Source organism: Pseudomonas sp. LBUM1678 (genome assembly GCF_059695575.1).
The window spans coordinates 1,189,355-1,213,548 of sequence record NZ_CP166775.1; the positions used below are offsets into that span (position 1 = coordinate 1,189,355).

The 24,194-nt window shown below is 59.9% G+C and carries 20 protein-coding genes; 13 read left to right on the plus strand and 7 right to left on the minus strand.

Translation table 11 applies throughout. The annotated features are described in order from the left end of the window. Positions 1-66: 66 nt before the first annotated feature. From ACA070_RS05220 to ACA070_RS05250, 7 genes are all read right to left on the minus strand, one after another. Complete coding sequence (locus tag ACA070_RS05220) at positions 67-1,491, minus strand: gamma-aminobutyraldehyde dehydrogenase (RefSeq protein ID WP_497450305.1); 1,425 nt, start codon at positions 1,489-1,491, stop codon at positions 67-69. Positions 1,492-1,658: 167 nt separating this feature from the next. Next, on the minus strand, positions 1,659-2,468 hold the full coding sequence (locus tag ACA070_RS05225; RefSeq protein WP_497450306.1) for an ABC transporter permease: 810 nt from the start codon (positions 2,466-2,468) through the stop codon (positions 1,659-1,661). Beyond that, the gene (locus ACA070_RS05230) at positions 2,458-3,405 is read right to left on the minus strand and encodes an ABC transporter permease (RefSeq protein WP_497450307.1); all 948 of its coding nucleotides are present in this window, start codon (positions 3,403-3,405) and stop codon (positions 2,458-2,460) included. Before ACA070_RS05230 ends, ACA070_RS05225 begins: the two co-directional genes overlap by 11 nt. A gap of 1 nt (position 3,406) precedes the next feature. Then, on the minus strand, positions 3,407-4,444 hold the full coding sequence (locus tag ACA070_RS05235) for an ABC transporter ATP-binding protein (RefSeq protein ID WP_497450308.1): 1,038 nt from the start codon (positions 4,442-4,444) through the stop codon (positions 3,407-3,409). Positions 4,445-4,657: 213 nt separating this feature from the next. Next, entirely contained in the window at positions 4,658-5,809 is a 1,152-nt protein-coding gene (gene ydcS, locus ACA070_RS05240; protein WP_497450309.1) for a putative ABC transporter substrate-binding protein YdcS, read from the minus strand. An 82-nt stretch (positions 5,810-5,891) separates the two neighbouring features. Further along, the gene (locus ACA070_RS05245; RefSeq protein ID WP_462025713.1) at positions 5,892-7,379 is read right to left on the minus strand and encodes a gamma-aminobutyraldehyde dehydrogenase; all 1,488 of its coding nucleotides are present in this window, start codon (positions 7,377-7,379) and stop codon (positions 5,892-5,894) included. Between the two features lie 99 nt (positions 7,380-7,478). Next, positions 7,479-8,393: a LysR family transcriptional regulator gene (locus tag ACA070_RS05250; RefSeq protein ID WP_094468922.1), complete on the minus strand. Its 915-nt coding sequence runs from the start codon at positions 8,391-8,393 to the stop codon at positions 7,479-7,481. Positions 8,394-8,568: 175 nt separating this feature from the next. Here ACA070_RS05250 and ACA070_RS05255 point away from each other — a divergent pair, with 175 nt between their 5' ends. From ACA070_RS05255 to ACA070_RS05315, 13 genes are all read left to right on the plus strand, one after another. Then, positions 8,569-9,291, plus strand: coding sequence for a tellurite resistance TerB family protein (locus tag ACA070_RS05255; protein ID WP_497450310.1), 723 nt, complete (start codon positions 8,569-8,571; stop codon positions 9,289-9,291). A gap of 145 nt (positions 9,292-9,436) precedes the next feature. After that, positions 9,437-10,822 carry a hypothetical protein gene (locus ACA070_RS05260; protein ID WP_497450311.1) on the plus strand — a complete coding sequence of 462 codons (1,386 nt, stop codon included), beginning with the start codon at positions 9,437-9,439 and terminating at the stop codon, positions 10,820-10,822. A gap of 461 nt (positions 10,823-11,283) precedes the next feature. Beyond that, on the plus strand, positions 11,284-12,846 hold the full coding sequence (locus tag ACA070_RS05265; protein ID WP_497451915.1) for a methyl-accepting chemotaxis protein: 1,563 nt from the start codon (positions 11,284-11,286) through the stop codon (positions 12,844-12,846). Next, the gene (locus ACA070_RS05270) at positions 12,846-13,382 is read left to right on the plus strand and encodes a chemotaxis protein CheW (RefSeq protein ID WP_497450312.1); all 537 of its coding nucleotides are present in this window, start codon (positions 12,846-12,848) and stop codon (positions 13,380-13,382) included. Before ACA070_RS05265 ends, ACA070_RS05270 begins: the two co-directional genes overlap by 1 nt. Beyond that, positions 13,379-14,644 (plus strand): CheR family methyltransferase, encoded by a 1,266-nt coding sequence (locus ACA070_RS05275; protein ID WP_497450313.1) that lies wholly within the window; start codon positions 13,379-13,381, stop codon positions 14,642-14,644. Before ACA070_RS05270 ends, ACA070_RS05275 begins: the two co-directional genes overlap by 4 nt. Beyond that, positions 14,641-15,324: a chemotaxis protein CheW gene (locus tag ACA070_RS05280; RefSeq protein WP_497450314.1), complete on the plus strand. Its 684-nt coding sequence runs from the start codon at positions 14,641-14,643 to the stop codon at positions 15,322-15,324. The genes ACA070_RS05275 and ACA070_RS05280 overlap by 4 nt, the downstream gene beginning before the upstream one ends. Then, entirely contained in the window at positions 15,321-17,609 is a 2,289-nt protein-coding gene (locus tag ACA070_RS05285; protein ID WP_497450315.1) for a hybrid sensor histidine kinase/response regulator, read from the plus strand. The genes ACA070_RS05280 and ACA070_RS05285 overlap by 4 nt, the downstream gene beginning before the upstream one ends. Continuing rightward, positions 17,606-18,616, plus strand: coding sequence for a chemotaxis response regulator protein-glutamate methylesterase (locus tag ACA070_RS05290; protein ID WP_497450316.1), 1,011 nt, complete (start codon positions 17,606-17,608; stop codon positions 18,614-18,616). The genes ACA070_RS05285 and ACA070_RS05290 overlap by 4 nt, the downstream gene beginning before the upstream one ends. A 48-nt stretch (positions 18,617-18,664) precedes the next feature. Continuing rightward, positions 18,665-19,666 carry a diguanylate cyclase domain-containing protein gene (locus tag ACA070_RS05295; protein ID WP_497450317.1) on the plus strand — a complete coding sequence of 334 codons (1,002 nt, stop codon included), beginning with the start codon at positions 18,665-18,667 and terminating at the stop codon, positions 19,664-19,666. 293 nt (positions 19,667-19,959) lie between these two features. Then, positions 19,960-21,055 (plus strand): peptide chain release factor 2 gene (gene prfB, locus ACA070_RS05300; RefSeq protein ID WP_102593528.1). Its coding sequence is split into 2 segments (ribosomal slippage): positions 19,960-20,031 and positions 20,033-21,055, totalling 1,095 coding nucleotides; the frame shifts between segments, so codons are not numbered across the junction. Positions 21,056-21,126: 71 nt separating this feature from the next. After that, the gene (gene lysS, locus ACA070_RS05305; RefSeq protein ID WP_497450318.1) at positions 21,127-22,629 is read left to right on the plus strand and encodes a lysine--tRNA ligase; all 1,503 of its coding nucleotides are present in this window, start codon (positions 21,127-21,129) and stop codon (positions 22,627-22,629) included. 102 nt (positions 22,630-22,731) lie between these two features. Continuing rightward, on the plus strand, positions 22,732-23,448 hold the full coding sequence (locus tag ACA070_RS05310) for a TetR/AcrR family transcriptional regulator (RefSeq protein WP_497450319.1): 717 nt from the start codon (positions 22,732-22,734) through the stop codon (positions 23,446-23,448). Positions 23,449-23,605: 157 nt separating this feature from the next. Beyond that, on the plus strand, positions 23,606-24,172 hold the full coding sequence (locus ACA070_RS05315) for a hypothetical protein (RefSeq protein WP_497450320.1): 567 nt from the start codon (positions 23,606-23,608) through the stop codon (positions 24,170-24,172). Positions 24,173-24,194 lie beyond the last annotated feature (22 nt).

Below are 24,194 nucleotides of genomic sequence, written 5' to 3' on the forward strand. Positions count from 1 at the left end.
AACCTTCCAGGCATCCCCCGCAGGCGCAGTCCCGTGGTCATATGGCTTGGCAATCCACATGTGCTTTTAATGCTTGAACATCACATGCCGAACGACGGTGTAGTCCTCCAGCCCGTACATGGACATGTCCTTCCCGTAACCGGACAGTTTCTGACCGCCATGGGGCATTTCGCTGACCAGCATGAAGTGCGTATTCACCCAGGTGCAGCCGTACTGCAAGCGTGCAGACAGGCGATGCGCGCGGCCGACGTCCGAGGTCCAGACCGACGACGCCAGGCCGTAGTTCGAGTCGTTGGCCCAGCCCAGCACCTGTGCTTCATCGATGAACTTGGTCACCGACACCACCGGGCCGAACACTTCGCGACGCACGATCTCGTCGTCCTGCTGAGCGTCCGCCAACACCGTCGGCTCGAAGAAGAAACCATTCCCCTCCACAGCCTTGCCGCCCGTGACCAAACGGATATGCGGTTGCGCCACGGCACGTTCGACAAACCCGGCCACGCGGTCACGGTGCTGCGCGGTGATCAAAGGCCCCAACTCGGTCGACGGATCATCCTGCATCCCGTACTTGATGCTGCTGACCGCTTCGCCGAGCTTCTCGACGAATTTGTCGTAGATGCCTTCCTGCGCATAGATGCGGCAAGCGGCGGTGCAATCCTGGCCGGCGTTATAGAAGCCGAAGGTGCGAATGCCTTCAACCGCAGCATCGATGTCGGCGTCGTCGAAGATGATCACCGGGGCCTTGCCACCCAGTTCCATGTGCATGCGTTTGACGCTGTCGGACGTGCTGGAAATGATGTTCGAACCGGTGGCGATCGAACCGGTCAGCGAGACCATGCGCACTTTCGGGTGGGTGACCAGTGGGCTGCCCACCGTAGGACCCCGACCGAACACCAGGTTGAGCACACCGGCCGGGAAGATTTCCGACGCCAGCTCAGCCAGACGCAGCGCGGTCAACGGGGTTTGTTCCGACGGCTTGAGCACCACGGTATTACCCGCGGCAAGGGCCGGGGCGATTTTCCAGGCGACCATCATCAGCGGGTAGTTCCACGGCGCGATGGAGGCGATCACCCCGACCGGGTCGCAGCGGATCATCGAGGTGTGGCCGGGCAAGTATTCGCCGCCCGCCGAACCGCTCATGCAACGGCTGGCGCCGGCGAAGAAACGGAACACGTCGGCAATCGCCGGGATCTCGTCGTTCAGCGCGGCGCTGTACGGTTTGCCGCAATTGTCCGATTCGAGTTTGGCCAACTCTTCGCCGTGTGCTTCGATGGTGTCGGCGAGTTTGAGCAGCAGTAATGAACGATCTTTTGGTGTGGTTTGCGACCAGCCTTCGAAGGCGCTGTCGGCGGCACGCACGGCGGCATCGACCTGGGCTTCGCTGGCTTCGTTTATCTCCACCAGTACACGACCGAGGGCCGGGTTGAATACGGGTTGGGCGGGGCCGTCGCCATCGATCAGTTGGCCGTTGATCAAGAGTTTGGTTTGCATTGTCTTGTCCTCATTGACGCTTTTATTGTTCTGGCGAAACCGGATCTAAATGTGGGAGTGAGCCTGCTCGCGATAGCGGTCTTACAGTCGACATCACTGTTGAATAACAGTCAGTCATCGCGAGCAGGCTCGCTCCCACAATGGATCCGGTTCCTCCAGTTATTCAGTTATTTCCCGCCACTGCCCGCCACGCTTTCACCGCCCCGGGTCAGGTAATAAGCGCCGAGAATCGGCAGCATGGTCACCATCATCACCAGCATCGCAACGACGTTGGTCACCGGTACGTCCCGTGGGCGGCTGAGCTGGTTGAGCAGCCACAGCGGCAGGGTGCGTTCATGGCCGGCGGTGAAGGTGGTGACGATGATTTCGTCGAACGACAGCGCAAAGGCGAGCATGCCGCCGGCCAGCAGCGCCGAGCCGAGGTTGGGCAGGACGATGTAGCGGAAGGTTTGCCAGCCATCGGCACCGAGGTCCATCGAGGCTTCGATCAAACTGTGTGAGGTACGGCGCAAACGGGCGATGACGTTGTTGTAGACGATCACCACACAGAAGGTCGCGTGGCCAACGATGATGGTGAACATCCCCGGCTCTATCCCCAATGTCTTGAACGTCGCCAGCAGCGCGATCCCGGTGATGATCCCGGGCAGCGCAATCGGCAGGATCAGCATCAGCGAGATGCCTTGCTTGCCGAAGAAGTCCCGCCGGTACAACGCGGCCGATGCGAGGGTGCCGAGGATCATCGCGATCAACGTTGCGATGGCGGCAATTTCAGCTGACAGCTTGATCGCTTCCAGCACGTCGGGCCGCGAAAACGCCACGCTGAACCACTTCAGGGTGAAGCCCTTGGGTGGAAAACTGAACGCCGCTTCTTCGGTGTTGAAGGCGTACAGAAAGATGATCAGGATCGGGAAGTGCAGAAACACCAACCCGCCCCAGGCTGCGATGCGCAAACCGATTGAGGCTTTCTCAGAGTGCATCGAAGGCCCCCAGTCGTTTGACGATAGTCAGGTAGATGGCAATCAACACAATCGGCACCAGGGTGAAGGCCGCCGCCATCGGCATGTTGCCGATCGCGCCTTGCTGGGCGTAGACCATGCTGCCGACGAAGTAGCCCGGCGGGCCCACCAGTTGCGGCACGATGAAGTCGCCCAGGGTCAGCGAAAAGGTGAAGATCGAACCGGCCGCAATGCCTGGAATCGACAGCGGCAGAGTCACCTGCATAAAGGTCTGGCGCGGCGTGGCACCAAGGTCGGCTGAAGCTTGCAGCAGAGACGGTGGCAGGCGTTCCAGTGAAGCCTGGATCGGCAGAATCATGAACGGCAGCCAGATGTAGACGAACACCAGGAAACGGCCCAGATGCGAGGTCGACAACGTGCTGCCGCCTACCCCCGGAATGCCCAGTACAAACTGCAAAACCGGCTCCAGTCCCAAGTGTTGAACGAACCACTGCGCCACGCCGCCCTTGGCCAGCAGCAAGGTCCAGGCGTAGGCCTTGACGATGTAACTGGCCCACATCGGCAGCATCACCGCGATGTAGAAAAACGCCTTGGTCTTGCCGGTGGTGTAACGCGCCATGTAGTAGGCAATCGGAAACGCGACGATGGCGCTGGCGATCGACACGGCAACGGCCATGCTCAGCGTGCGCAGGATGATGTCAAAGTTCGACGGCTGGAACAGCGCGGCAAAGTTCGCCAGGGTCAGGTCGGGGGTGACCGTCATGGTGAAGTCATCGAAGGTGTAGAAGCCTTGCCACAGCAGGACCAGCAGCGAACCGAGGTAAATCGCGCCGAACCACAGCAGCGGCGGCACCAGCAGCAGCGACAGGTAAAAATTCGGTCGGCGGTACAACAGGTTGGAAAACCTGCGCAGCGGCGAACTGCCGGCCGGGGTTTGAGGGATAGCCACGGTGGTCATCTCACACCCCGCCGACAACGGTGTCGTGCAGCGGGATCATCGCCTCGCGCGCCCAGCGTGCGCTGATGCGTTGCCCGGTCTGGTGCTGGGCGCTGACGTCCAGCCACTGCACATTGGCCTGGCTGATATTGAGGGTCTGGCCGTTTTCCAGTTTCAGTTCATAGCGCGTGGCGCTGCCCTGGTACTGAATGTCGTGGAGCAAGCCGCTGACTTCAATCTCGTGACTGGCCAGCGGGCCTTCGGCGAAACGCACGTGTTCCGGGCGAATCGAAAACGGCTGTGGATTACCGCTCAATTGCTTCGCCAGATCACCGCGAATCACGTTGGACGTGCCGACGAATTCCGCGACGAATGTGGTGGCCGGTTTCATATACAGGTTGCGCGGTGTGTCGACCTGCTCGATGCGACCCTTGTTGAAGACGGCCACGCGATCAGACATCGACAGCGCTTCAGTCTGGTCGTGGGTGACGAAGATGAAGGTGATGCCAAGCTGGCGTTGCAGCTTCTTCAACTCGCTCTGCATTTGTTCGCGCAGCTTCAAATCGAGTGCGCCCAACGGCTCATCGAGCAGCAGTACGCGAGGGCGATTGACCAGGGCGCGGGCCAGGGCCACACGCTGGCGCTGACCGCCGGAAAGTTGCACCGGCTTGCGCTCGCCGTAACCGCCGAGGGCGACCATATCGAGGGCTTCTTCAGCACGTTTCTGCCGTTCGGCTTTACCGACGCCTTTGACCTTCAAACCGTAGGCGACGTTGTCGCGGACGTTCATGTGCGGGAACAGCGCGTAATCCTGAAACACCGTGTTGACGTCACGCTCATACGGCGGCAGCCCGGCGGCTTCTTCGCCATGAATACGGATGGAGCCTGCGCTCGGTTGTTCAAAACCGGCGATCAGGCGCAAACACGTGGTTTTGCCCGAGCCGGAAGGGCCCAGCATGGAAAAGAACTCGCCGTCCTGGATATCGATGGAAACCCGGTCAACGGCCTTCACTTCGCCGAACTGACGGGAAACGTTGGTGAACTGGACTGCAAGCGTCATGGTGCGGAACTCCAGAAATCTGAATCTTTAAACGCATCGTCGGATCGCCGCCCGGAGCAAGCTCGCTCCCGCAGGGTTCGCGGCGATCTTGTGGAAGCGATCTGTAGCAGCTGCCGAGGTACGAGGCTGCGTTGCGTGTCCGCAGGACCGCCCTCGGGGGCCGCTGCGCAGCCCAACGCAGCCTCGTTCCTCGGCAGCTGCTACACAGGGGACTTAACGACCGCCCATAATCGCGATGTAATCCTGGGTCCAGCGGCTGTAAGGCACGAACTTGCCGCCTTCTGCCTGCGGGGTTTTCCAGAAGGCGATTTTCTCGAACTGGTCGAAGCCGTTGGTTTTGCAACCTTCGGCACCCAGCAATTCACTGCCGGTACAAGCCGCCGGCACCGCAGGCAACGAACCGAACCACGCCGCCACATCACCCTGGACTTTCGGTTGCAGCGACCAGTCCATCCACTTGTAAGCGCAGTTCGGGTGCTTGGCCTCGGTGTGCAGCATGGTGGTGTCGGCCCAACCGGTGGCGCCTTCTTTCGGGATGGTCGAGGCGATCGGCTGCTTCTCGTTCATCAGGCCGTTGACCTGATACGGCCAGGCGCTGGACGCGACCACGCCTTCATTTTTGAAGTCACTCATCTGCACCGTGGTGTCGTGCCAGTAGCGGTGAATCAATGGCTGCTGGGCGCGCAACAGATCGAGTACAGCCTTGTACTGAGCTTCGGTGAGTTGATACGGGTCCTTGATGCCCAGTTCCGGCTTGGTGGTTTTCAGGTACAGCGCCGCGTCGGCGATATAGATCGGGCCGTCATAGGCCTGCACGCGACCCTTGTTGGGCTTGCCGTCGGGCAGGTTCTGCGCATCGAACACCACGCCCCAACTGGTTGGCGCGGTTTTGAATACATTGGTGTTGTACATCAGCACGTTCGGGCCCCACTGGTACGGGGTGCCAAAGGTCTGCTTGTTGACCACGTACCACGGCGCATCTTTCAGGCGCGGGTCGAGGCTTTTCCAGTTCGAAATCAACGCAGTGTTGATCGGCTGTACACGCTTGCCGGCGATCAACCGCAACGAGGCATCGCCCGACGCCGTCACCAGGTCGTAACCGCCCTTGGCCATCAGGCTGACCATTTCATCGGAAGTCGCCGCGGTCTTCACATTGACCTTGCAGCCGGTTTCCTTCTCGAAACCGGTCACCCAGTCGTACGCCTTGTCGCTTTCGCCACGTTCGATGTAGCCGGGCCACGCCACGATATCCAGCTGACCTTCGCCGGCACCGACGGCTTTCAGCGGTTCGGCGGCCTGGAGGCTGGCGCTGGCCAATAGTGCCGTGGTGATTGCACTGAGCAGTGCGGTCTTGTGCACGAACATGGGAATTCCCTCTTCTTTAATTATGGTCGGGGCAGTTGTGAACGTGGTGAAGCATGCCGTTAGCGGCTTGTTATTAGCGTAGTCAGAGATGCTGGCCGTGGCGCGCCATGATGTGCCGCACCACGCTGTAGTCCTGAAGCGAATCGCTGGATAAGTCTTTGCCATAGCCCGAACGTTTCAGGCCGCCGTGGGGCATTTCGCTGACCAGCATGAAATGGCTGTTGATCCAGGTGCAGCCGTACTGCAACCGCGCCGCGACCTGCATGGCCTTGTCGAGGTTCTGGGTCCAGACCGACGAGGCGAGGCCGTATTCCGAGTCGTTGGCCCAGTCCACCGCTTGTTCGAGTTCATCGAAGCGGGTCACGGTGACCACCGGCCCGAACACTTCGCGCTGGACGATTTCATCGTTCTGTTTGCAACCGGCCAGCAGGGTTGGCTGGTAATAGAAGCCGGCGCCGGAATGCACCGCCGCGCCGGTCACTCGTTCGATGTGTGGCTGGCCGAGGGCGCGCTCGACGAAACTGGCCACGCGGTCGCGTTGGCGAGTACTGATCAGCGGGCCGATTTCGTTGTCGGCGTCGCGTTTGCCGGCAAAGCGCAGGCTGCTGACCGCCGCGCCGAGTTCAGCCACCAAGCGGTCGTGAATCCCGGCTTGCGCATAAATCCGGCAAGCCGCGGTGCAATCCTGGCCAGCGTTGTAATAACCGTAAGTGCGCACGCCTTCGACCACCGCCTGAATGTCCGCATCGTTGCAGACGATCACCGGCGCTTTGCCGCCTAGCTCAAGGTGCGTGCGTTTCAGGGTTTTTGCAGCGGCCTGGAGGATTTTTTGCCCGGTGACGATATCGCCGGTCAGCGACACCATGCGCACTTTGGGATGGCTGACCAAGTGGCTGCCGACACCTTCACCGCCGCCGCAGACAATGTTGATCACGCCGCGCGGCAGGATCTCGGCCAGCGCAGGCGCCAGGGCCAGGATCGACAGCGGCGTGTGTTCGGACGGTTTGAACACCAGCGTATTGCCGGCGGCGAGGGCCGGGGCGATTTTCCACGCGGCCATCATGATCGGGTAGTTCCACGGCGCAATCGACGCGACCACGCCAATCGGATCGCGACGGACCATGCTGGTATAGCCCGGCAGGTATTCGCCGCTGAGCTGGCCGGTCTGGCAGCGCACGGCACCGGCGAAGAAGCGGAACACATCAACCGTCGCGCTCAAGTCGTCCTGACGGGCCAGGTGCAGCGGCTTGCCGCAGTTCAGGGATTCGAGGCGGGCGAGGAGGTCGGCTTGTTTTTCGATGGCGTTGGCGATGTCCAGCAGCAGGTTCGAGCGTTGCTGCGGCGTGGTCCGCGACCAGCCGGCGAAGGCGCGGTGGGCGGCGAGGATGGCGGCTTCGACTTGCTCGGTGCTGGCTTCCGCGATGTGGGTCAGCACTTCCCCGGTGGCCGGGTTGAGGATCGGTTCGACAAAACCCTGGCCCGCGACCAATTCGCCATCGATCAACAACGCGGTGAACAACGGGGTCTGCGCGCCAGCCATTTTTCGGGTTCTCTTTTCTTGTGTGGCCATGGTGCTCCCGGTGACTGGGCCTGGCCGTCTTATAGATGTAGCAAGACTAGTGCGCAGGCCCGAGGTCGACAAATTCTAAATACTGAAGGTGGCGTTCGATTAAATAGATGGCTTGCGCCCGCCGTGGGGTTGCTCACGGGCTACGGTCAAAAACGGGTCCACCAACGCCGGGCGAGCGGTGCCACGGCGCCAGGCCAGGCCCACATCAAGGGTCTGGCTCAGGTCGGCAATCGGCCGAGCTTCGATGATGTCGCCCTCCAGAGACCAGGGGCGGTAAGTCATGTCCGGCTGGATCGATACGCCCAGTCCAGCCGCCACCAGGCTTCGAACGGCTTCCGTCGACGCAGTTTTGAGTGTGATGCGCGGTTGCAGGCCGGCCCCGCACCACATGCGGTGGGCGTTGCGGTCCATTTCATCGACGTTCAGCTGAATCAACGGCTCCCGGGCCACGTCGGCGAGGTTGATGCTGTCGTGTTCCAACAGCGGATGCTGGGCCGGCAGCCACAGCCGATGGGGCGAGTGAGTCAGCACTTCGGTCTGCAGGGCATGACGGTCTTCGAGGTTGGAAAGGATCAATACGCCGACGTCAATCTCGCCGCTGACCAGCAAATGCTCAATGTAAGGCCGCTCGTCCTCCATCACGCGGATTTCGACATTGGGGTAGGCGCGCTGGAAACGGGTGAGCAGATCCGCAAGGTAGTAACCGGCCACCAGACTGGTTACGCCAATGATCAACTGCCCGGCGACCTGATCGGTGCTCTGTTGCAGGCTGCGTTTGGCGTTGTCCACGGTGGCCAGAATCAGGTGCGCCTGACGCAGGAATTGATGGCCCTGGTGGGTCAGGCTCATGCCCTTGGCGTGTCGGTTGAACAGGCCGACACCAATCTCCTCCTCCAGTTGCTGGATCGCCAGGGTCAATGTCGATTGGGAAATGAACGCGGTTTGCGCGGCGGCGGAGATCGAGCCGGTCTCGGCTACGGCGATGAAGTGACGGATCTGACGCAAGGTCATCATGGGTATTACCCGGTGGGCGGTTTTTATAGATTCGCATGAGTGTATATCGCTTTAATCGATGGGCCGGTTTTTCCAGGCAACATCCAGAAGCACTCTCGTCCCCGGTCGCCGGGCACTTTCGTTCTAGGCTGGTGGCCCTAAGTGTCCGGTTAACCCCTTTCGTGGAGGCGGCAAAATGAATACGCGTGGATTGCTCGATCAACTACTCAAGTCCGGTCAGGACCTGATGCAGAACAAGGCCGGCGGCAATCAAAACAAGTCGTCCAGCGGTGGCCTGGGCGGATTGCTCGGCGGCAGCGGTGGTTCGGGCGGCCTCGGCGGGTTGCTCTCCGGCGCGGGCGGTGGCGCACTGGCGGCCGGCGCCATGGGTTTGTTGCTCGGCAGCAAAAAGGCCCGCAATGTCGGCGGCAAAGTCGCCATCTACGGCGGCCTCGCGGCGCTCGGCGTGATTGCCTACAAGGCTTATGGCAACTGGCAGGCCCAGCAGGGCACTGCGCCGAAGACTGAGCCGCAGACACTCGATCGTTTGCCACCTGCGCAAGTAGAACTGCACAGCCAGGCGATTCTCAAAGCGTTGGTCGCCGCGGCCAAAGCCGATGGCCACGTTGATGAGCGCGAGCGTGCATTGATCGAAGGTGAATTCACCAAACTCGACAACGATCAGGAATTGCAGCAGTGGCTGCATGCCGAACTCAGCAAGCCGCTCGACCCGACGGAAGTCGCCCGCGCGGCCAGCACGCCGGAAATGGCTGCCGAGATGTACATCGCCAGTGTGATGCTGGTGGATGAGGAGAGCTTCATGGAGAAGTCCTACCTGGATGAGCTGGCGCGCCAGTTGAAGCTTGAGCCGGGGTTGAAGGCGGAGTTGGAGAAGCAGGTGCGTCAGGCTGCCATGTAGGCCGATCCAGGCGCCTGGTTCATGTTGAAAATCAGATATCACCACTCATCGGAATTAGACGGCTACTGTCAGATCTGACAGTAGCCGGGGAGCTGGTTTCGGGTTCTCAATAGTCCTGTCAAACCCATTGGCAGGAGCCATTACCATGACCACAAACCCAGTCAACAGCACCTCGGCACTAACAAATAATAGATTCGATATTCCGGTCAGCGAGAGGCCAATCGGCATTGCTTGTAGTCGAGATGGAAAACTTGCCATTGTTACTCACGATGTTCCTGGTGGCACAGTCACGATAATAGAACTTGCGACATTGAAGGTCGTCAAGATTATAGAAGTTGGCGTGGCGGTGCGCGCCATTGCCGTGAGCCCAGATAACAAATATATTGTTGTGTGTTGGCAGAATGGCTCATTTATTATAAGTATCGACACTTTGGAAGTCGTATCTGCTATCGATGAAATTGGCTCCGACTTTTCAGTGGAGTTTAGTCTTGACGGGAAACGCCTCTATTTTTGTAAGCTGAGCGCGCCCCAGTTAGTGATTTTGGATTTTGAAACAAAGGAAGTGCTGCACTCGATATGGGATGCCAAATCACCACAAGCGATTGCGATCAGTCCCACCAAAACCAAAGCTTATTTTTCAAGTAACAATGGTGTGGTCAATGTGTTGGATACAACTACTGGGGAAGTAATCAATAGTATTGAAGTCGGAAAAAATCCATTAGACGTTGCCATAAACACCGATGGTAGTCTCCTCTGCACATGTAATTTTGAAGATAATACTATTTCATTTGTCGATCTGGAAAAGGAGCGAGTGGTTTCGACAACGCCTGTTGAGAGCTCACCTTGGGCTGTCGCGATAAGCCCTGATAATCGGTGCGCTTACGTTGTTTCTGGGGATTATGTCATCGTGCTCGATCTCAATACATTCAAAGAGGTTGGGCGTTTGCCTGTTGCACCGAGCCCTGTGGATATCGCAGCTGATCCCACCGGTGCTTTTTTGTGTACGGCAAATCTGGCTGCAAACTCCGTCTCGGTTTTCAGTCTCGGATCCGCTCTATCTGAGGAAACAGAAGATTTTGAGTCCGTAGAGCTGAAAAAAATTACAGAGATCGGTGAGGTGATATCGACCAGTATCTTTGATGTGAAGTTGATCGACAAAACCGATCCGATGCAATCGTTAGAGATCAGCGATATCGATGGGGATAGTGAGCAGATAAGAGGGCGGGTGTTATATAACTATGACGCTCTCACCGATTGTACGATGACTTATTCTCTGAAGTTGATTGAGGGTGTCGCAAGTTCAATAAGTTTTTGGGTGTGCGGCGGTAATAACACATCGCGGATCCCTTATTTGGATTTTTGGATTTCTGACGAGTACGGTAATGAACTCGATGCGAGGCATTTTGTTGGATTACCCTATGCTTTTCAAGAAATGAAGATCGTATCGGGCCCTCTCGAAGGTATCAGCGAGATAAAAATCAGGACGAATGGCCAATTTTACATTGATAACATTACGGTAAAACGTGATTAACGAGGAAACACATCCATTGTGGGGGGGCAGGTTTTAAAAGTGGACCTCCCCACATCACAAGCGCGGTCTATAAACCGCACCTTCGTTTTCGCGTGCAGGCTCGTTGCCACGGTTGACTGGCTTGTCGAAACAAACGCGGTCCAAGTGGGAGCGAGCCAGCTCGCGAAGGCGTCTTCAACCCCAACAAATCCTGTGGAACAATCCACCGTCCATTTTGTTTTTTGGCAGCTTTGGTGCAGCCGTTCTTTCTGGAATGGGTGGCGCACGCAATAGACCTCTCGGCCGACAAATAAGCCACAGAACGGGTTGTCGCCACATGCAACAGTGGCATGACACCCGTCTTATAAATGAAACACCCTCAGCTATACTCCGCAGCATTTGAACCGCCCCGAGGACTGACTGTGAAGAACTGGACGTTGCGCCAACGCATCTTGGCGAGCTTTGCGGTGATTATCGCCATCATGTTGCTGATGGTCGTCGTCTCGTATTCCCGGCTGCTGAAGATCGAAATCAGCGAAGCCAGCGTTCGTGAGGACGCGTTGCCCGGGGTCTATTACAGCTCGACGATTCGCGGTGCCTGGGTCGACAGTTTTCTCCATATTCAGGAAATGCTGGGCCTGAAGGAAGGGCAGGGCATCAGTGCCGAAGACGCCGCAGACTTCAAAAGCTACGAAGCGCGTGTGCAGGAAGCGATGAGTAACTATCGCGCCACCGTGACTACGGAGGAAGACAAGGTCGAATTCGCGACATTCGAAAAACTCCATGCGGAGTACGGCAAGCTCCTGGCCGCGGTGCTCGACTTGCACAAGCGCAATCAAGAGGCTGACGCCATCAAGTTGTTCAACGAACAACTGACTCCGGCCTGGACCGCAGGTCGAATGAAGCTCAATGACATCCTCCGCGAAAACAAAGCCGTGGCCGACCAGGACATCGCGAACATCGATGACGCCGTGGTCACCGCTAAAATCATCATGGGCATTTCCCTGCTGGTCGCGGTGTTGGCCGCCGGCATCTGCGGTTTGCTGTTGATGCGCGCAATCATGGCGCCGATGAACCGGATTGTGCAGATCCTCGAAATCATGCGCACCGGCGACCTCAGCGGCCGTTTGAACCTGGAGCGCAAAGACGAATTCAATGCGGTGGAAACCGGCTTCAACGACATGATGGCCGAGCTCACCTCGCTCGTGTCACAGGCCCAGCGCTCCTCCGTGCAGGTCACCACGTCAGTGACCGAGATCGCTGCCACCTCCAAGCAACAGCAAGCCACCGCCACCGAAACCGCCGCCACCACCACCGAAATCGGCGCGACGTCCCGTGAAATTGCGGCCACCTCCCGTGATCTGGTTCGCACCATGACTGAAGTTTCCACCGCCGCCGATCAGGCCTCGGTAGCGGCCGGTTCCGGGCAGCAAGGCCTGGCGCGGATGGAAGAGACCATGCACTCGGTGATGGGCGCGGCCGATCTGGTCAACGCCAAACTGGCGATCCTCAACGAGAAGGCCGGCAACATTAACCAGGTGGTCGTGACCATCGTCAAAGTCGCCGACCAGACCAATCTCTTGTCGTTGAACGCCGCCATCGAAGCCGAAAAGGCTGGTGAGTACGGTCGCGGGTTTGCCGTGGTCGCCACCGAAGTGCGGCGTCTGGCAGACCAGACCGCCGTGGCCACGTACGACATCGAGCAGATGGTGCGCGAGATCCAGTCGGCGGTGTCGGCCGGGGTGATGGGCATGGACAAATTTTCCGAAGAAGTGCGCCGCGGCATGTCCGAAGTGCAGCAGGTCGGCGAGCAACTGTCGCAGATCATCCACCAGGTTCAGGCGCTGGCGCCCCGGGTGTTGATGGTCAACGAAGGCATGCAGGCGCAGGCCACCGGCGCCGAACAGATCAACCACGCGCTGGTACAGTTGGGCGACGCCAGCAGCCAGACCGTCGAGTCCTTGCGCCAGGCCAGTTTCGCCATTGACGAGCTGAGCCAGGTGGCCGTAGGGCTGCGGGGCGGCGTCTCGCGATTCAAAGTCTGATGAGCGAACTTGTGGTCAAGCGTGGCGCGGTGATGCCGGCAAAACACGCGTTGTTTCTGCTGTTTCGCATCGGCAACGAGCGTTATGCCTTGCAGGCGCGCGAAGTGGCCGAAGTGCTGCCGCGCCTGCCGTTGAAGCCGATTGCCAAGGCCCCGGACTGGGTCGCCGGGGTGTTCGCTTATCGCGGTGCAGTGGTGCCGGTGATCGACCTCAGCGCGCTGACCTTTGGTCAACCGGCGCAAGCCCGCACCAGCACGCGGCTAGTACTTGTGCACTATTGGCCGGATGAGGAAACGACTGCAAAGTTGCTCGGGCTGATTCTGGAGCAAGCCACCGACACCTTGCGCTGCAACCCGGCGGACTTTAAACCCTATGGCCTGGACAATCGCCAGGCGCCATACCTGGGGCCGGTTCGTGAAGATGCCCAGGGTTTGCTGCAATGGGTTCGGGTGGCCGATCTGCTCGATGATCAGGTGCGCACGCTGCTGTTTCCTTCGTCACCGCTGGACCTGGCGTTGCTTGAGGAACGGTCATGAGCAGCGATCAGCGCTTTTTCGATTTCCTCAAGGAACGCATCGGCCTCGACGTGACGTCAGTGGGGCCGGCGATCATCGAGCGCGCGGTGCGCCAGCGCAGCACCGCTTCCAGAGCGCTGACGGCGGATGAGTATTGGCACACGCTGCAAGGTTCGCGGGACGAACAGCAGGCGTTGATCGAAGCGGTGATCGTTCCAGAGACCTGGTTTTTCCGCTACCCGGAATCTTTCGCGACGTTGGCGAAACTGGCCGCCAAACGCTTGGCCGAGATCAATAACCTGCGCGCGCTGCGGATTCTCAGCCTGCCCTGTTCCACTGGCGAGGAGCCGTACTCCATCGCCATGGCCTTGCTCGATGCCGGGCTCAAGCCGCATCAGTTCAAGGTTGAAGGCATGGACGTCAGCCCGCTGTCGGTGGAAAAAGCCAAACGTGCGTTGTATGGCAAGAATTCATTCCGTGGCCAGGACATCGAGTTTCGCGAGCGCCATTTCAGTGCCGAAGACGACGGCTACCGCCTCAACGAACGAGTGCTTGAACAGGTGCGTTTGCAGGTCGGCAACTTGCTGGATCCGGCGCTGCTGGCCAGCGAGTCGCCTTATGATTTTGTGTTCTGCCGCAACCTGCTGATCTATTTCGATCTGCTCACCCAGCAGCAAGTCTTTGAAGTGCTCAAACGCCTGACGCATGTCGACGGCGTGCTGTTTATCGGCCCGGCCGAAGGCAGTTTGCTCGGTCGTTTCGGCATGCGCTCGATTGGCATCCCGCAGTCTTTTGCGTTCAGCCGTCAAAGCGCGCCTGCACCCGAACCTCTGCCTGCCTTCGTACCGACACCCCTGCCGGTGCGCCAACCGGTGCGCAGCGTGACACCGCCGCCCGTGCGCAATCGTCCGTTCGCAACCATTCCGCCACCGACCGTCTCCCCAAAAGCCTCGGACGCTGCCACCTTGTTGGCGAACATCGCCGCGTTGGCCAACGAAGGCAAAAGCGCCGATGCCCGCGCTGCCTGCGAAAGTTATTTGCGCAGTCACGAACCGGTGGCCCAGGTGTTTTATTGGCTGGGGCTGCTCAGCGATGTCGCCGGCAGAGTTCTCGAAGCCCAGGGTTTTTATCGCAAGGCGTTGTACCTTGAACCGCAACACCCCGACGCGTTGATGCACCTGGCAGCCTTGCTGCAATCCCAGGGCGACACGGCGGGTGCCAAAAGATTGCAGGACCGCGCCGCCCGCAGCGAGCGTGCCGCCGACAGTGAGCGTAAACGATGAACGGCTCCGACACCTTGAGCGTCACCCATGAAGATGCCCAGGCCATCGACGACTGCTGGAACCGCATCGGTATCCACGGCGACAAATCCTGCCCGCTGCTGATCGAACACATTCATTGTCGCAACTGCGCGGTGTATTCCGCCGCGGCCACGCGCTTGCTCGACCGCTACGCCTTGCAACAGGACGATCGCGAGCAGGTCTCGGTGGCGGCCGAAATCGACGTGAAAACCCGCTCGCTGCTGATGTTTCGTCTGGGCGAAGAATGGCTGGGCCTGGCCACCCGCAGTCTGGTCGAAGTAGCGCCGCTGCAAGCGATTCACTCCTTGCCGCACCAGCGCTCCCGGGCCCTGCTCGGCGTGGCGAACGTGCGCGGTGCTTTGGTGGCGTGCCTGTCGCTGGTGGAACTGCTCGGTCTCGATGGCACCAGCAGCGTGGCGTCTGGTGCGCGAGTGATGCCGAGGATGCTGATCATTGCTGCGCACGGCGGGCCGGTGGTGGTGCCGGTGGACGAAGTGCACGGCATACATGCCATTGACGAGCGCATCCTCGATGCTGCGTCGCAGTCCGGCACCCAGGCCAGTGCCAAATACACCCGGGGCGTGTTGCAATTCAAAGGTCGCAGCCTGCGTTGGCTGGATGAAGAACAGCTGTTGTCCGCCGTGACCCGGAGCCTCACATGACCCCCGAGCAAATGCGCGACGCTTCGCTGCTGGAGCTGTTCAGCCTCGAAGCCGAAGCGCAGACCCAGGTGCTGAGCGCAGGCCTTCTGGCGCTTGAGCGCGATCCGACCCAGGCCGATCACCTTGAATCGTGCATGCGCGCGGCCCACTCGCTCAAAGGCGCGGCGCGGATTGTCGGGGTCGATGCCGGCGTGAGCGTCGCGCATGTGATGGAAGATTGCCTGGTCAGCGCGCAGGAAGGGCGCCTGTACCTGCGGCCCGAGCACATTGACGCCTTGCTGCAAGGCACCGATTTGCTGATGCGTATCGCGACGCCGAATAACAATCCCGGGGCGGCGGATATCGAGGCCTATGTGGCACTGATGGCGCGGTTGCTGGATCCGCTCGCGTTGGCCATGCCGATCAGCACGCCGATTGCGCCGTTCATCACCGAGTCCGTGCCCGAAGCGCTCGCACCAAAGGTCGAAGAGCTGATTCCGGTCGCCGAACCGCCACCCGCAGAGCCAGCGAAAAGGACCCGGCGCACCACCGATAATGGCGAACGCGTGCTGCGCGTCACGGCCGAACGCTTGAACAGCCTGCTCGATCTGTCGAGCAAATCCCTGGTGGAAACCCAGCGACTCAAGCCGCACCTGGCCACGATGCAGCGCCTCAAGCGTATGCAGAACAATGGCCTGCGGGCGCTGGAAAACCTCAACGTCCACCTCAAGGAACATGCCTTGAGCCTCGAAGCCCAGGAAGCCTTGGGCGATGCCCGGCGGCTGCTGGCCGAGTCCCAGCAATTGCTGGTGGAAAAAAACGCCGAACTGGATGAGTTTGCCTGGCAGGCCAGTCAACGGGCGCAGGTGTTGTACGACACCGCGCTGGCTTGTCGCATGCGGCCGTTTGCCGATGTGTTGGGCGGGCAAGTGCGCATGGTCCGCGACCTCGGTCGCAGCCTCGGTAAACAGGTGCGGCTGGAGATCGAGGGCGAGAAAACCCAGGTTGATCGCGACGTCCTGGAAAAGCTCGAAGCGCCGTTGACGCACTTGCTGCGCAACGCGGTGGATCACGGCATCGAGTCCCCCGAGCTACGCTTGCTGGCCGGCAAACCTGAAGAAGGCCTGATTCGTCTGCGCGCCTCCCATCAAGCGGGTCTGCTGGTGCTGGAGTTGAGCGATGACGGTCACGGCGTCGATCTGGAAAAAGTCCGCCGCAGCATCATCGCGCGGCAGTTATCCCCGGCTGAAACCGCTGCCCAGTTGAGCGAAGAAGAGCTGCTGACGTTCCTGTTCCTGCCGGGTTTCAGCCTGCGCGACAAAGTGACTGAAGTGTCCGGGCGCGGCGTCGGCCTCGATGCGGTTCAGCACATGGTCAGGCAGTTGCGCGGCGCGGTGGTGCTGGAGCAGACGGCGGGCGAGGGCAGCCGTTTTCACCTCGAAGTGCCGCTGACGCTGTCGGTGGTGCGCAGTCTGGTGGTGGAAGTCGGTGACGAGGCGTATGCGTTTCCGCTGGCGCATATCGAACGCATGTGCGATCTGGAGCCGGCGGACATCGTTCAGGTCGAAGGGCGTCAGCACTTCTGGCACGAAGGCCGGCATGTCGGGCTGGTCGCCGCCAGTCAGCTGTTGCAGCGCCCGGCGAGCGCGAGCAGCCAGCAAACCCTGAAAGTCGTGGTAATCCGCGAGCGCGAGGCAATTTACGGTGTCGCGGTCGAACGGTTTGTTGGCGAGCGGACGCTGGTGGTATTGCCGCTGGACGAACGTCTGGGCAAGGTGCAGGACATTTCCGCCGGGGCCTTGCTCGACGATGGGTCGGTGGTGCTGATCGTCGACGTCGAAGACATGCTGCGCTCGGTGGACAAGCTGCTCAACACCGGGCGTCTGGAGCGGATTGCCCGTCAGGGCAGCCAGGCCGTGGAGGCGGCTCGCAAACGGATTCTGGTGGTCGACGATTCGCTGACCGTTCGCGAGTTGCAGCGCAAGTTGCTGCTCAATCGTGGCTACGACGTGGCCGTGGCGGTCGACGGTATGGATGGCTGGAACGCCCTGCGCTCGGAGGATTTCGATCTGCTGATTACCGACATTGATATGCCGCGCATGGACGGCATCGAACTGGTGTCTTTGTTGCGCCAGGACAATCGCCTGCAATCGCTGCCGGTTATGGTGGTGTCCTATAAAGATCGCGAAGAAGACCGTCGTCGTGGACTGGACGCCGGAGCCGACTATTATCTAGCCAAAGCCAGTTTTCATGACGACGCCCTGCTTGATGCAGTGGTTGAGCTCATCGGAGGAGCGCGGGCATGAAAATAGCGATCGTCAACGACATGCCCATGGCAGTGGAGGCCCTGCGCCGCGCTCTGGCATTCGAACCGGCGCATGAAGTGGTTTGGGTCGCCGGTAATGGCGCCGACGCGGTGCAACGTTGTGCCGAAAATACCCCGGACCTGATCCTGATGGACCTGATCATGCCGGTGATGGACGGCGTGGAGGCAACCCGGCGGATCATGGCCGAGACACCGTGCGCCATTGTCATCGTCACGGTCGACCGGCAGCAGAACGTGCACCGGGTGTTCGAGGCCATGGGCCACGGCGCGCTGGACGTGGTCGACACCCCGGCCCTCGGTGCCGGCAATGCCCAAGAGGCGGCGGCGCCGTTGTTACGCAAGATCATGAACATTGGCTGGCTGATTGGTGACAAGGGCAATCGGGAGCGATCGGCTCCCAGCCCGCTGCGCAGTTCGGCCTCGCGCCAGCGTCTGATTGCGATCGGTTCGTCCGCGGGCGGGCCGGCGGCGCTGGAAGTCTTGCTCAAGGGCCTGCCACAGGATTTTTCGGCTGCCATCGTGCTGGTGCAGCATGTTGATCAGGTTTTCGCCGCCGGCATGGCCGAATGGCTCGGCAGCGCCAGCGGCCTGAGGGTGCGCCTGGCCCAGGAAGGCGAACCCCCGCAGGCGGGCACAGTGTTGCTGGCGGGCACCAACCACCATATTCGCTTGTTGAAAAACGGCACGCTGGCCTACACCGCCGAACCGGTCAACGAGATCTATCGGCCCTCGATCGATGTGTTTTTCGAGAGCGTGGCCAGTTACTGGAACGGCGATGCCGTGGGTGTTTTGCTCACTGGCATGGGGCGTGACGGCGCGCAGGGGCTTAAACTCATGCGCCAACAGGGCTACCTGACCATCGCTCAGGACCAACAAAGCAGTGCGGTTTACGGAATGCCGAAAGCGGCAGCGGCCATCGATGCCGCCGTGGAAGTTCGCCCACTGGACAAGATCGCGTCACGATTGCTGGAGATTTTCCCAAAATGAAGACTTTTCGCAGCAATCCTGGCCCAGGCAGTATTCAGGTGACCGCACATGACTGACTTACAACTCGACGACTTCAAGACCGACGAAAACGCCGCCATGGTGCTGTTGGTGGACGATCAAGCGATGATCGGCGAGGCGGTGCGCCGCGGGTTGTCGAACGAAGAGAATATCGACTTCCACTTCTGCGCCGACCCGCACCAGGCCATTGCGCAGGCGATTCGCATCAAGCCGACCGTGATCCTTCAGGATCTTGTGATGCCCGGCCTTGACGGCCTCAGCCTGGTGCGTGAATACCGAAACCATCCGGCGACCAAGAACATACCGATCATTGTCCTGTCGACCAAGGAAGACCCGCTGATCAAGAGCGCGGCGTTTGCGGCCGGGGCCAATGATTATCTGGTCAAACTGCCGGATAACATCGAACTGGTGGCGCGCATTCGCTATCACTCGCGCTCCTACATGACATTGTTGCAGCGCGATGCGGCCTACCGCGCGCTGCGGGTCAGCCAGCAGCAGTTGCTCGACACCAATCTTGTGCTGCAGCGGTTGATGAACTCTGACGGCCTGACCGGGCTGTCGAACCGCCGGCACTTCGACGAATACCTGGAGCTGGAATGGCGCCGTTCGCTGCGTGATCAGAGCCAATTGTCGCTGTTGATGATTGATGTCGACTACTTCAAGTCCTACAACGACAGCTTTGGCCACCTCGAAGGCGACGAAGCCCTGCGTAAAGTCGCCACCGCAATTCGCGACGCCAGTGCCCGACCGTCGGACCTGCCCGCCCGTTACGGCGGTGAAGAGTTTGTCCTGGTGCTGCCCAATACCACGCCGGGCGGCGCACGACTGGTGGCGGAAAAACTGCGCCTGACCGTGGAAGCGCTGAAGATTCCGCACATTTTCCCCCGCGAAGGCTCAAGCCTGACCATCAGCATCGGCCTGTCGACCATGATCCCGCAGCCGGGCAGTGATTGCCGGCAATTGATCTCGGCGGCGGACAAGGGGTTGTACCTGGCGAAGAACAATGGGCGTAATCAGGTGGGGATTGAGTAATTCGTTGCTGAAATACGATCCCATGTAGCAGCGGTCGAGCCCCGCGAGGCCGCGTCCGAGGACGAAGTCCTCGCCAGTGCTGTGTACGCGGTTTGTCTGAAAGACCATGTTGTATGGTTTACGACGGCTTCGTCCGAACGCGGCCCGCACCGAACGCGGCCTCGCGGGGCTCGACCGCTGCTACAGGTGTTCGCAAACCATTCGCCCCTAAAGCCGCCAGGCGGGCTGCCGTGACAGCTTGATTACGTTATACTCGCCGGCTTTCAAAAGTTCGCCAACGAGTGCTGCCCGCCATGGAAATCAACCCGATCCTTAACAGTATCAAGGACCTGTCCGAGCGCTCCGAAACTATTCGGGGGTATCTTTGACTACGATCAAAAGCATGAGCGTCTGACTGAAGTCAATCGCGAGCTTGAAGATCCGGCTGTCTGGAACAACCCGTCGTACGCTCAGGAACTGGGCCGCGAGCGGTCGCTGCTGGCGCAGATCGTCGAAACCCTCGACGAAATGCACTCCGGCCTGGCCGACGCCAAAGATTTGCTGCTGATGTCCGCCGAAGAAGAAGACCAGGCCGCCGTCGATGACGTCGCTGCCGAAGTCGAGCGCCTGCGCGAGTCGCTGGAAAAACTCGAATTCCGTCGCATGTTCAGCGGTGAGATGGACGCCAACAACGCCTACCTGGACATCCAGGCCGGCTCCGGCGGTACCGAGGCCCAGGACTGGGCCAACATCCTGCTGCGCATGTACCTGCGCTGGGCTGACAAACGCGGTTTCGACGCGACCATCATGGAACTGTCCGCTGGTGAAGTCGCCGGGATCAAGGGCGCCACGGTCCACATCAAGGGTGAATACGCCTTTGGCTGGCTGCGCACCGAGATCGGCGTGCACCGTCTGGTGCGCAAGAGCCCGTTCGACTCCGGCAACCGTCGTCACACCTCGTTCTCGGCCGTGTTTGTGTCGCCGGAAATCGATGACAACATCGAAATCGACATCAACCCGTCGGACCTGCGCATCGACACCTACCGCTCCTCCGGTGCCGGTGGTCAGCACGTAAACACCACCGACTCGGCCGTACGGATTACACACGTACCGACCAACACCGTGGTCAGCTGCCAGAACGAACGCTCCCAGCACGCCAACAAAGACACCGCGATGAAAATGTTGCGGGCGCGCTTGTACGAGCAGGAAGTGCAGAAACGCAACGCCGCCTCCCAGGCCCTGGAAGACACCAAGTCGGACATCGGCTGGGGTCACCAGATTCGCTCTTACGTGCTCGATGCGTCGCGAATCAAGGATTTGCGCACTAACATCGAACGCAGTGACTGCGACAAGGTACTCGACGGCGATATCGACGAATACCTGGTGGCGAGCCTGAAACAAGGGCTGTAAACCGCCAGTCAAGACCTTAAGTCCCCTGCCCTCGGTAGGGGCAACGAACCTGTGATGGAATTTTTAAAGACATGAGCGACCTACAACTCGACCCGCAAACCCTGCAACAGGAAGAAAACTCCCTGATCGCCCTGCGCAAGGAAAAGCTTGCTGCCGAGCGCGCCAAGGGCAATGCCTTCCCCAACGACTTCCGCCGCGATAACTACTGCGAAGACTTGCAGAAACAGTACGCGGACAAGACCAAGGAAGAGCTGGCAGAGGCTGCGATCCCGGTCAAGGTTGCCGGTCGCATCATGCTCAACCGTGGCTCGTTCATGGTGATCCAGGACATGACCGGGCGCATTCAGGTCTACGTCAACCGTAAGACCCTGTCCGAAGAAACCCTGGCCGCGGTGAAAACCTGGGACATGGGCGACATCATTGCAGCCGTTGGCACCCTGGCCCGTTCCGGCAAGGGCGACCTGTACGTTGAAATGACCGAAGTGCGCCTGCTGACCAAGTCGCTGCGCCCGCTGCCGGACAAGCACCACGGCCTGACCGACACCGAACAGCGCTATCGCCAGCGCTACGTTGACCTGATCGTCAACGAAGAAGTGCGCCAGACTTTCCGCGTGCGTTCGCAAGTGATTGCGCACATCCGCAGCTTCCTGATGAAGCGTGACTTCCTGGAAGTCGAAACGCCGATGCTGCAAACCATCCCGGGTGGTGCTGCGGCCAAGCCTTTCGAGACGCACCACAACGCGCTGGACATGGAAATGTTCCTGCGTATCGCGCCGGAGCTGTACCTCAAGCGCCTCGTTGTCGGCGGCTTCGAGAAAGTGTTCGAGATCAACCGTAACTTCCGTAACGAAGGCGTTTCGACCCGTCACAACCCTGAATTCACCATGTTGGAGTTCTACCAGGCGTACGCCGACTACGAAGACAACATGGACCTGACCGAAGAACTGTTCCGCGAACTGGCGCAGCTGGTTCTGGGCAGCACCGACGTGCCGTATGGCGACAAAGTGTTCCACTTCGGCGAACCGTTCGTGCGTCTGTCGGTGTTCGACTCGATCCTCAAGTACAACCCTGAGCTGACCGCTGATGACCTGACCGACATCGACAAGGCTCGCGCCATCGCCAAGAAGGCCGGCGCCAAGGTGCTGGGCTTCGAAGGTCTGGGCAAATTGCAGGTGATGATTTTCGAAGAACTGGTCGAGCACAAGCTGGAGCAGCCGCACTTCATCACCCAGTACCCGTTCGAAGTGTCGCCGCTGGCCCGTCGTAACGACGAGAACCCAAGCGTCACCGACCGTTTTGAATTGTTCATCGGTGGCCGCGAAATCGCCAACGCCTACTCCGAGTTGAACGACGCGGAAGACCAGGCCGAGCGTTTCATGGCGCAGGTGGCCGACAAGGACGCGGGCGACGACGAAGCCATGCACTACGACGCCGACTTCGTTCGCGCGCTGGAGTACGGCATGCCGCCAACGGCCGGTGAAGGGATCGGCATCGACCGTCTGGTGATGTTGTTGACCAACTCACCGTCGATCCGCGACGTGATCCTGTTCCCGCACATGCGGCCACAAGCGTAAGTGTTTCAATAAAAAAGCCGCCTATAACAGGCGGCTTTTTATTGCCTGTCTGGTACAAACGTATCAAATGGTTACTTTTGAAGTAAGAGAGGAATACCTGTCGTGAACCGTGCAATTGCTCAAGAAGGTGCAGCGGGCATCGCCACTGCGGTCGCTGAAAGCGTTCAGTACCAGGGCCGCAAGGCCAGCCGACAGGGCAGCGAGCAGCGTCGACAGGACATTCTCGATGCGGCGATGCGCATTGTCGTGCGCGATGGCGTGCGGGCCGTGCGTCACCGTGCGGTGGCGGCGGAGGCCGGCGTGCCGCTGTCGGCCACCACTTACTACTTCAAGGATATCGATGACTTGCTCACCGATACCTTCGCCCAATACGTGGAACGCAGCGCGGCTTTCATGGCCAAGTTGTGGGTGAACAATGAGGGCCTGCTGCGCGAGATGGTGGTCAGCGGTGACGGCAGCCCCGAGTCGCGTTCGCTACTGGCGGACGACATTGCGCGGTTGATGGCGGACTATGTGCACCGGCAACTGATCAACCGCCGCGAACACTTAATGGCCGAACAGGCATTCCGCCAGGAAGCGCTGCTGAACCCGCGCCTGGCGCTTTTGGTGCGCTCCCATCAGCAAATTCTGCTCCAGGGTACGTGCCAGCTTTTCCAGGTATTGGGTTCGCGCGAACCGCAACAGGATGCCAAGGTGTTGACGGCGATTATCGGACGGATGGAATATCAGGGCCTGCTCAACGACGCCGAGCCTGTCGCCGAAGCCGAAATGCTCGGTATCCTCAATCGCTACATGCACTTGGTATTGGCGTCGGTGTAACTCCTCGCTTGACCGCAACCCTGTAGGAGCGAGGCTTGCCCGCGAAGGCGGTTTAACATTCAACAGGTATGTTGACTGACACTACGCCTTCGCGGGCAAGCCTCGCTCCTACAGGGACGGTGAGCATTCGGGGACCTGTGTTCATAGGGAGTGTTGAATGAAAGCCTGGCGTGTCGTTGTGATCGCCTTGTCGTTCCTGCTGCTCAGTGGCTGTCTGGTGACCTTCAAGGACCCACTGCCCGCCAGCGACCCCGCGCCCAAAGGTCTGCTCGGCAAATGGACCAGCACCAATGCCTGGGGCGAGCCGATGAACCTGGAGCTGACGCGTCTTGGCGACAACCGCTATCAGGCGGTCAGCTACTTCAAGGCCAAACCCAAAGAGCGTGAAGCCTACCCCTTTACGGTGTCACGCCATGGCAGCCGCTGGTACCTGTCGGCGAAGGTCCCGGCGCAATTCGGCGGGCATTTCACCCTCTTCGGTTTTGAACTCAACGATAAGCACGAATTGGTGGTCTACAACCTCGACCTCGAGCAAATCAAACAGGCCATGGGCCAAGAAGCCCTCAGTGGCGAAGGCTTCCAGACCGACGATGGCGATGGCGTGTTGATCAGCAACAGCATGGACCAGGTTTTTGCTTACCTCGATGATCCGGCCAACTCCGATGTCTTCGTCGAGGCGGCGCGCTATCAGCGCCTGGCCAAAGCCAAAGCTGAAGTTAAATAAAGCCAGCACCTAACGGTTTTTC

Bases quoted from the DNA above. Each gene is read 5' to 3' on its own strand.
- ACA070_RS05315 (WP_497450320.1), top strand. From the start codon at position 23,606: ATGAAAGCCTGGCGTGTCGTTGTGATCGCCTTGTCGTTCCTGCTGCTC.
- ACA070_RS05235 (WP_497450308.1), bottom strand. From the start codon at position 4,444: ATGACGCTTGCAGTCCAGTTCACCAACGTTTCCCGTCAGTTCGGCGAA.
- ACA070_RS05290 (WP_497450316.1), top strand. From the start codon at position 17,606: ATGAAAATAGCGATCGTCAACGACATGCCCATGGCAGTGGAGGCCCTG.
- ACA070_RS05285 (WP_497450315.1), top strand. From the start codon at position 15,321: ATGACCCCCGAGCAAATGCGCGACGCTTCGCTGCTGGAGCTGTTCAGC.
- ACA070_RS05225 (WP_497450306.1), bottom strand. From the start codon at position 2,468: ATGCACTCTGAGAAAGCCTCAATCGGTTTGCGCATCGCAGCCTGGGGC.
- ACA070_RS05245 (WP_462025713.1), bottom strand. From the start codon at position 7,379: ATGGCCACACAAGAAAAGAGAACCCGAAAAATGGCTGGCGCGCAGACC.
- ACA070_RS05255 (WP_497450310.1), top strand. From the start codon at position 8,569: ATGAATACGCGTGGATTGCTCGATCAACTACTCAAGTCCGGTCAGGAC.
- ydcS (WP_497450309.1), bottom strand. From the start codon at position 5,809: ATGTTCGTGCACAAGACCGCACTGCTCAGTGCAATCACCACGGCACTA.
- ACA070_RS05295 (WP_497450317.1), top strand. From the start codon at position 18,665: ATGACTGACTTACAACTCGACGACTTCAAGACCGACGAAAACGCCGCC.
- ACA070_RS05270 (WP_497450312.1), top strand. From the start codon at position 12,846: ATGAGCGAACTTGTGGTCAAGCGTGGCGCGGTGATGCCGGCAAAACAC.
- ACA070_RS05260 (WP_497450311.1), top strand. From the start codon at position 9,437: ATGACCACAAACCCAGTCAACAGCACCTCGGCACTAACAAATAATAGA.
- ACA070_RS05280 (WP_497450314.1), top strand. From the start codon at position 14,641: ATGAACGGCTCCGACACCTTGAGCGTCACCCATGAAGATGCCCAGGCC.
- lysS (WP_497450318.1), top strand. From the start codon at position 21,127: ATGAGCGACCTACAACTCGACCCGCAAACCCTGCAACAGGAAGAAAAC.
- ACA070_RS05250 (WP_094468922.1), bottom strand. From the start codon at position 8,393: ATGATGACCTTGCGTCAGATCCGTCACTTCATCGCCGTAGCCGAGACC.
- ACA070_RS05220 (WP_497450305.1), bottom strand. From the start codon at position 1,491: ATGCAAACCAAACTCTTGATCAACGGCCAACTGATCGATGGCGACGGC.
- ACA070_RS05230 (WP_497450307.1), bottom strand. From the start codon at position 3,405: ATGACCACCGTGGCTATCCCTCAAACCCCGGCCGGCAGTTCGCCGCTG.
- ACA070_RS05275 (WP_497450313.1), top strand. From the start codon at position 13,379: ATGAGCAGCGATCAGCGCTTTTTCGATTTCCTCAAGGAACGCATCGGC.
- ACA070_RS05265 (WP_497451915.1), top strand. From the start codon at position 11,284: ATGTTGCTGATGGTCGTCGTCTCGTATTCCCGGCTGCTGAAGATCGAA.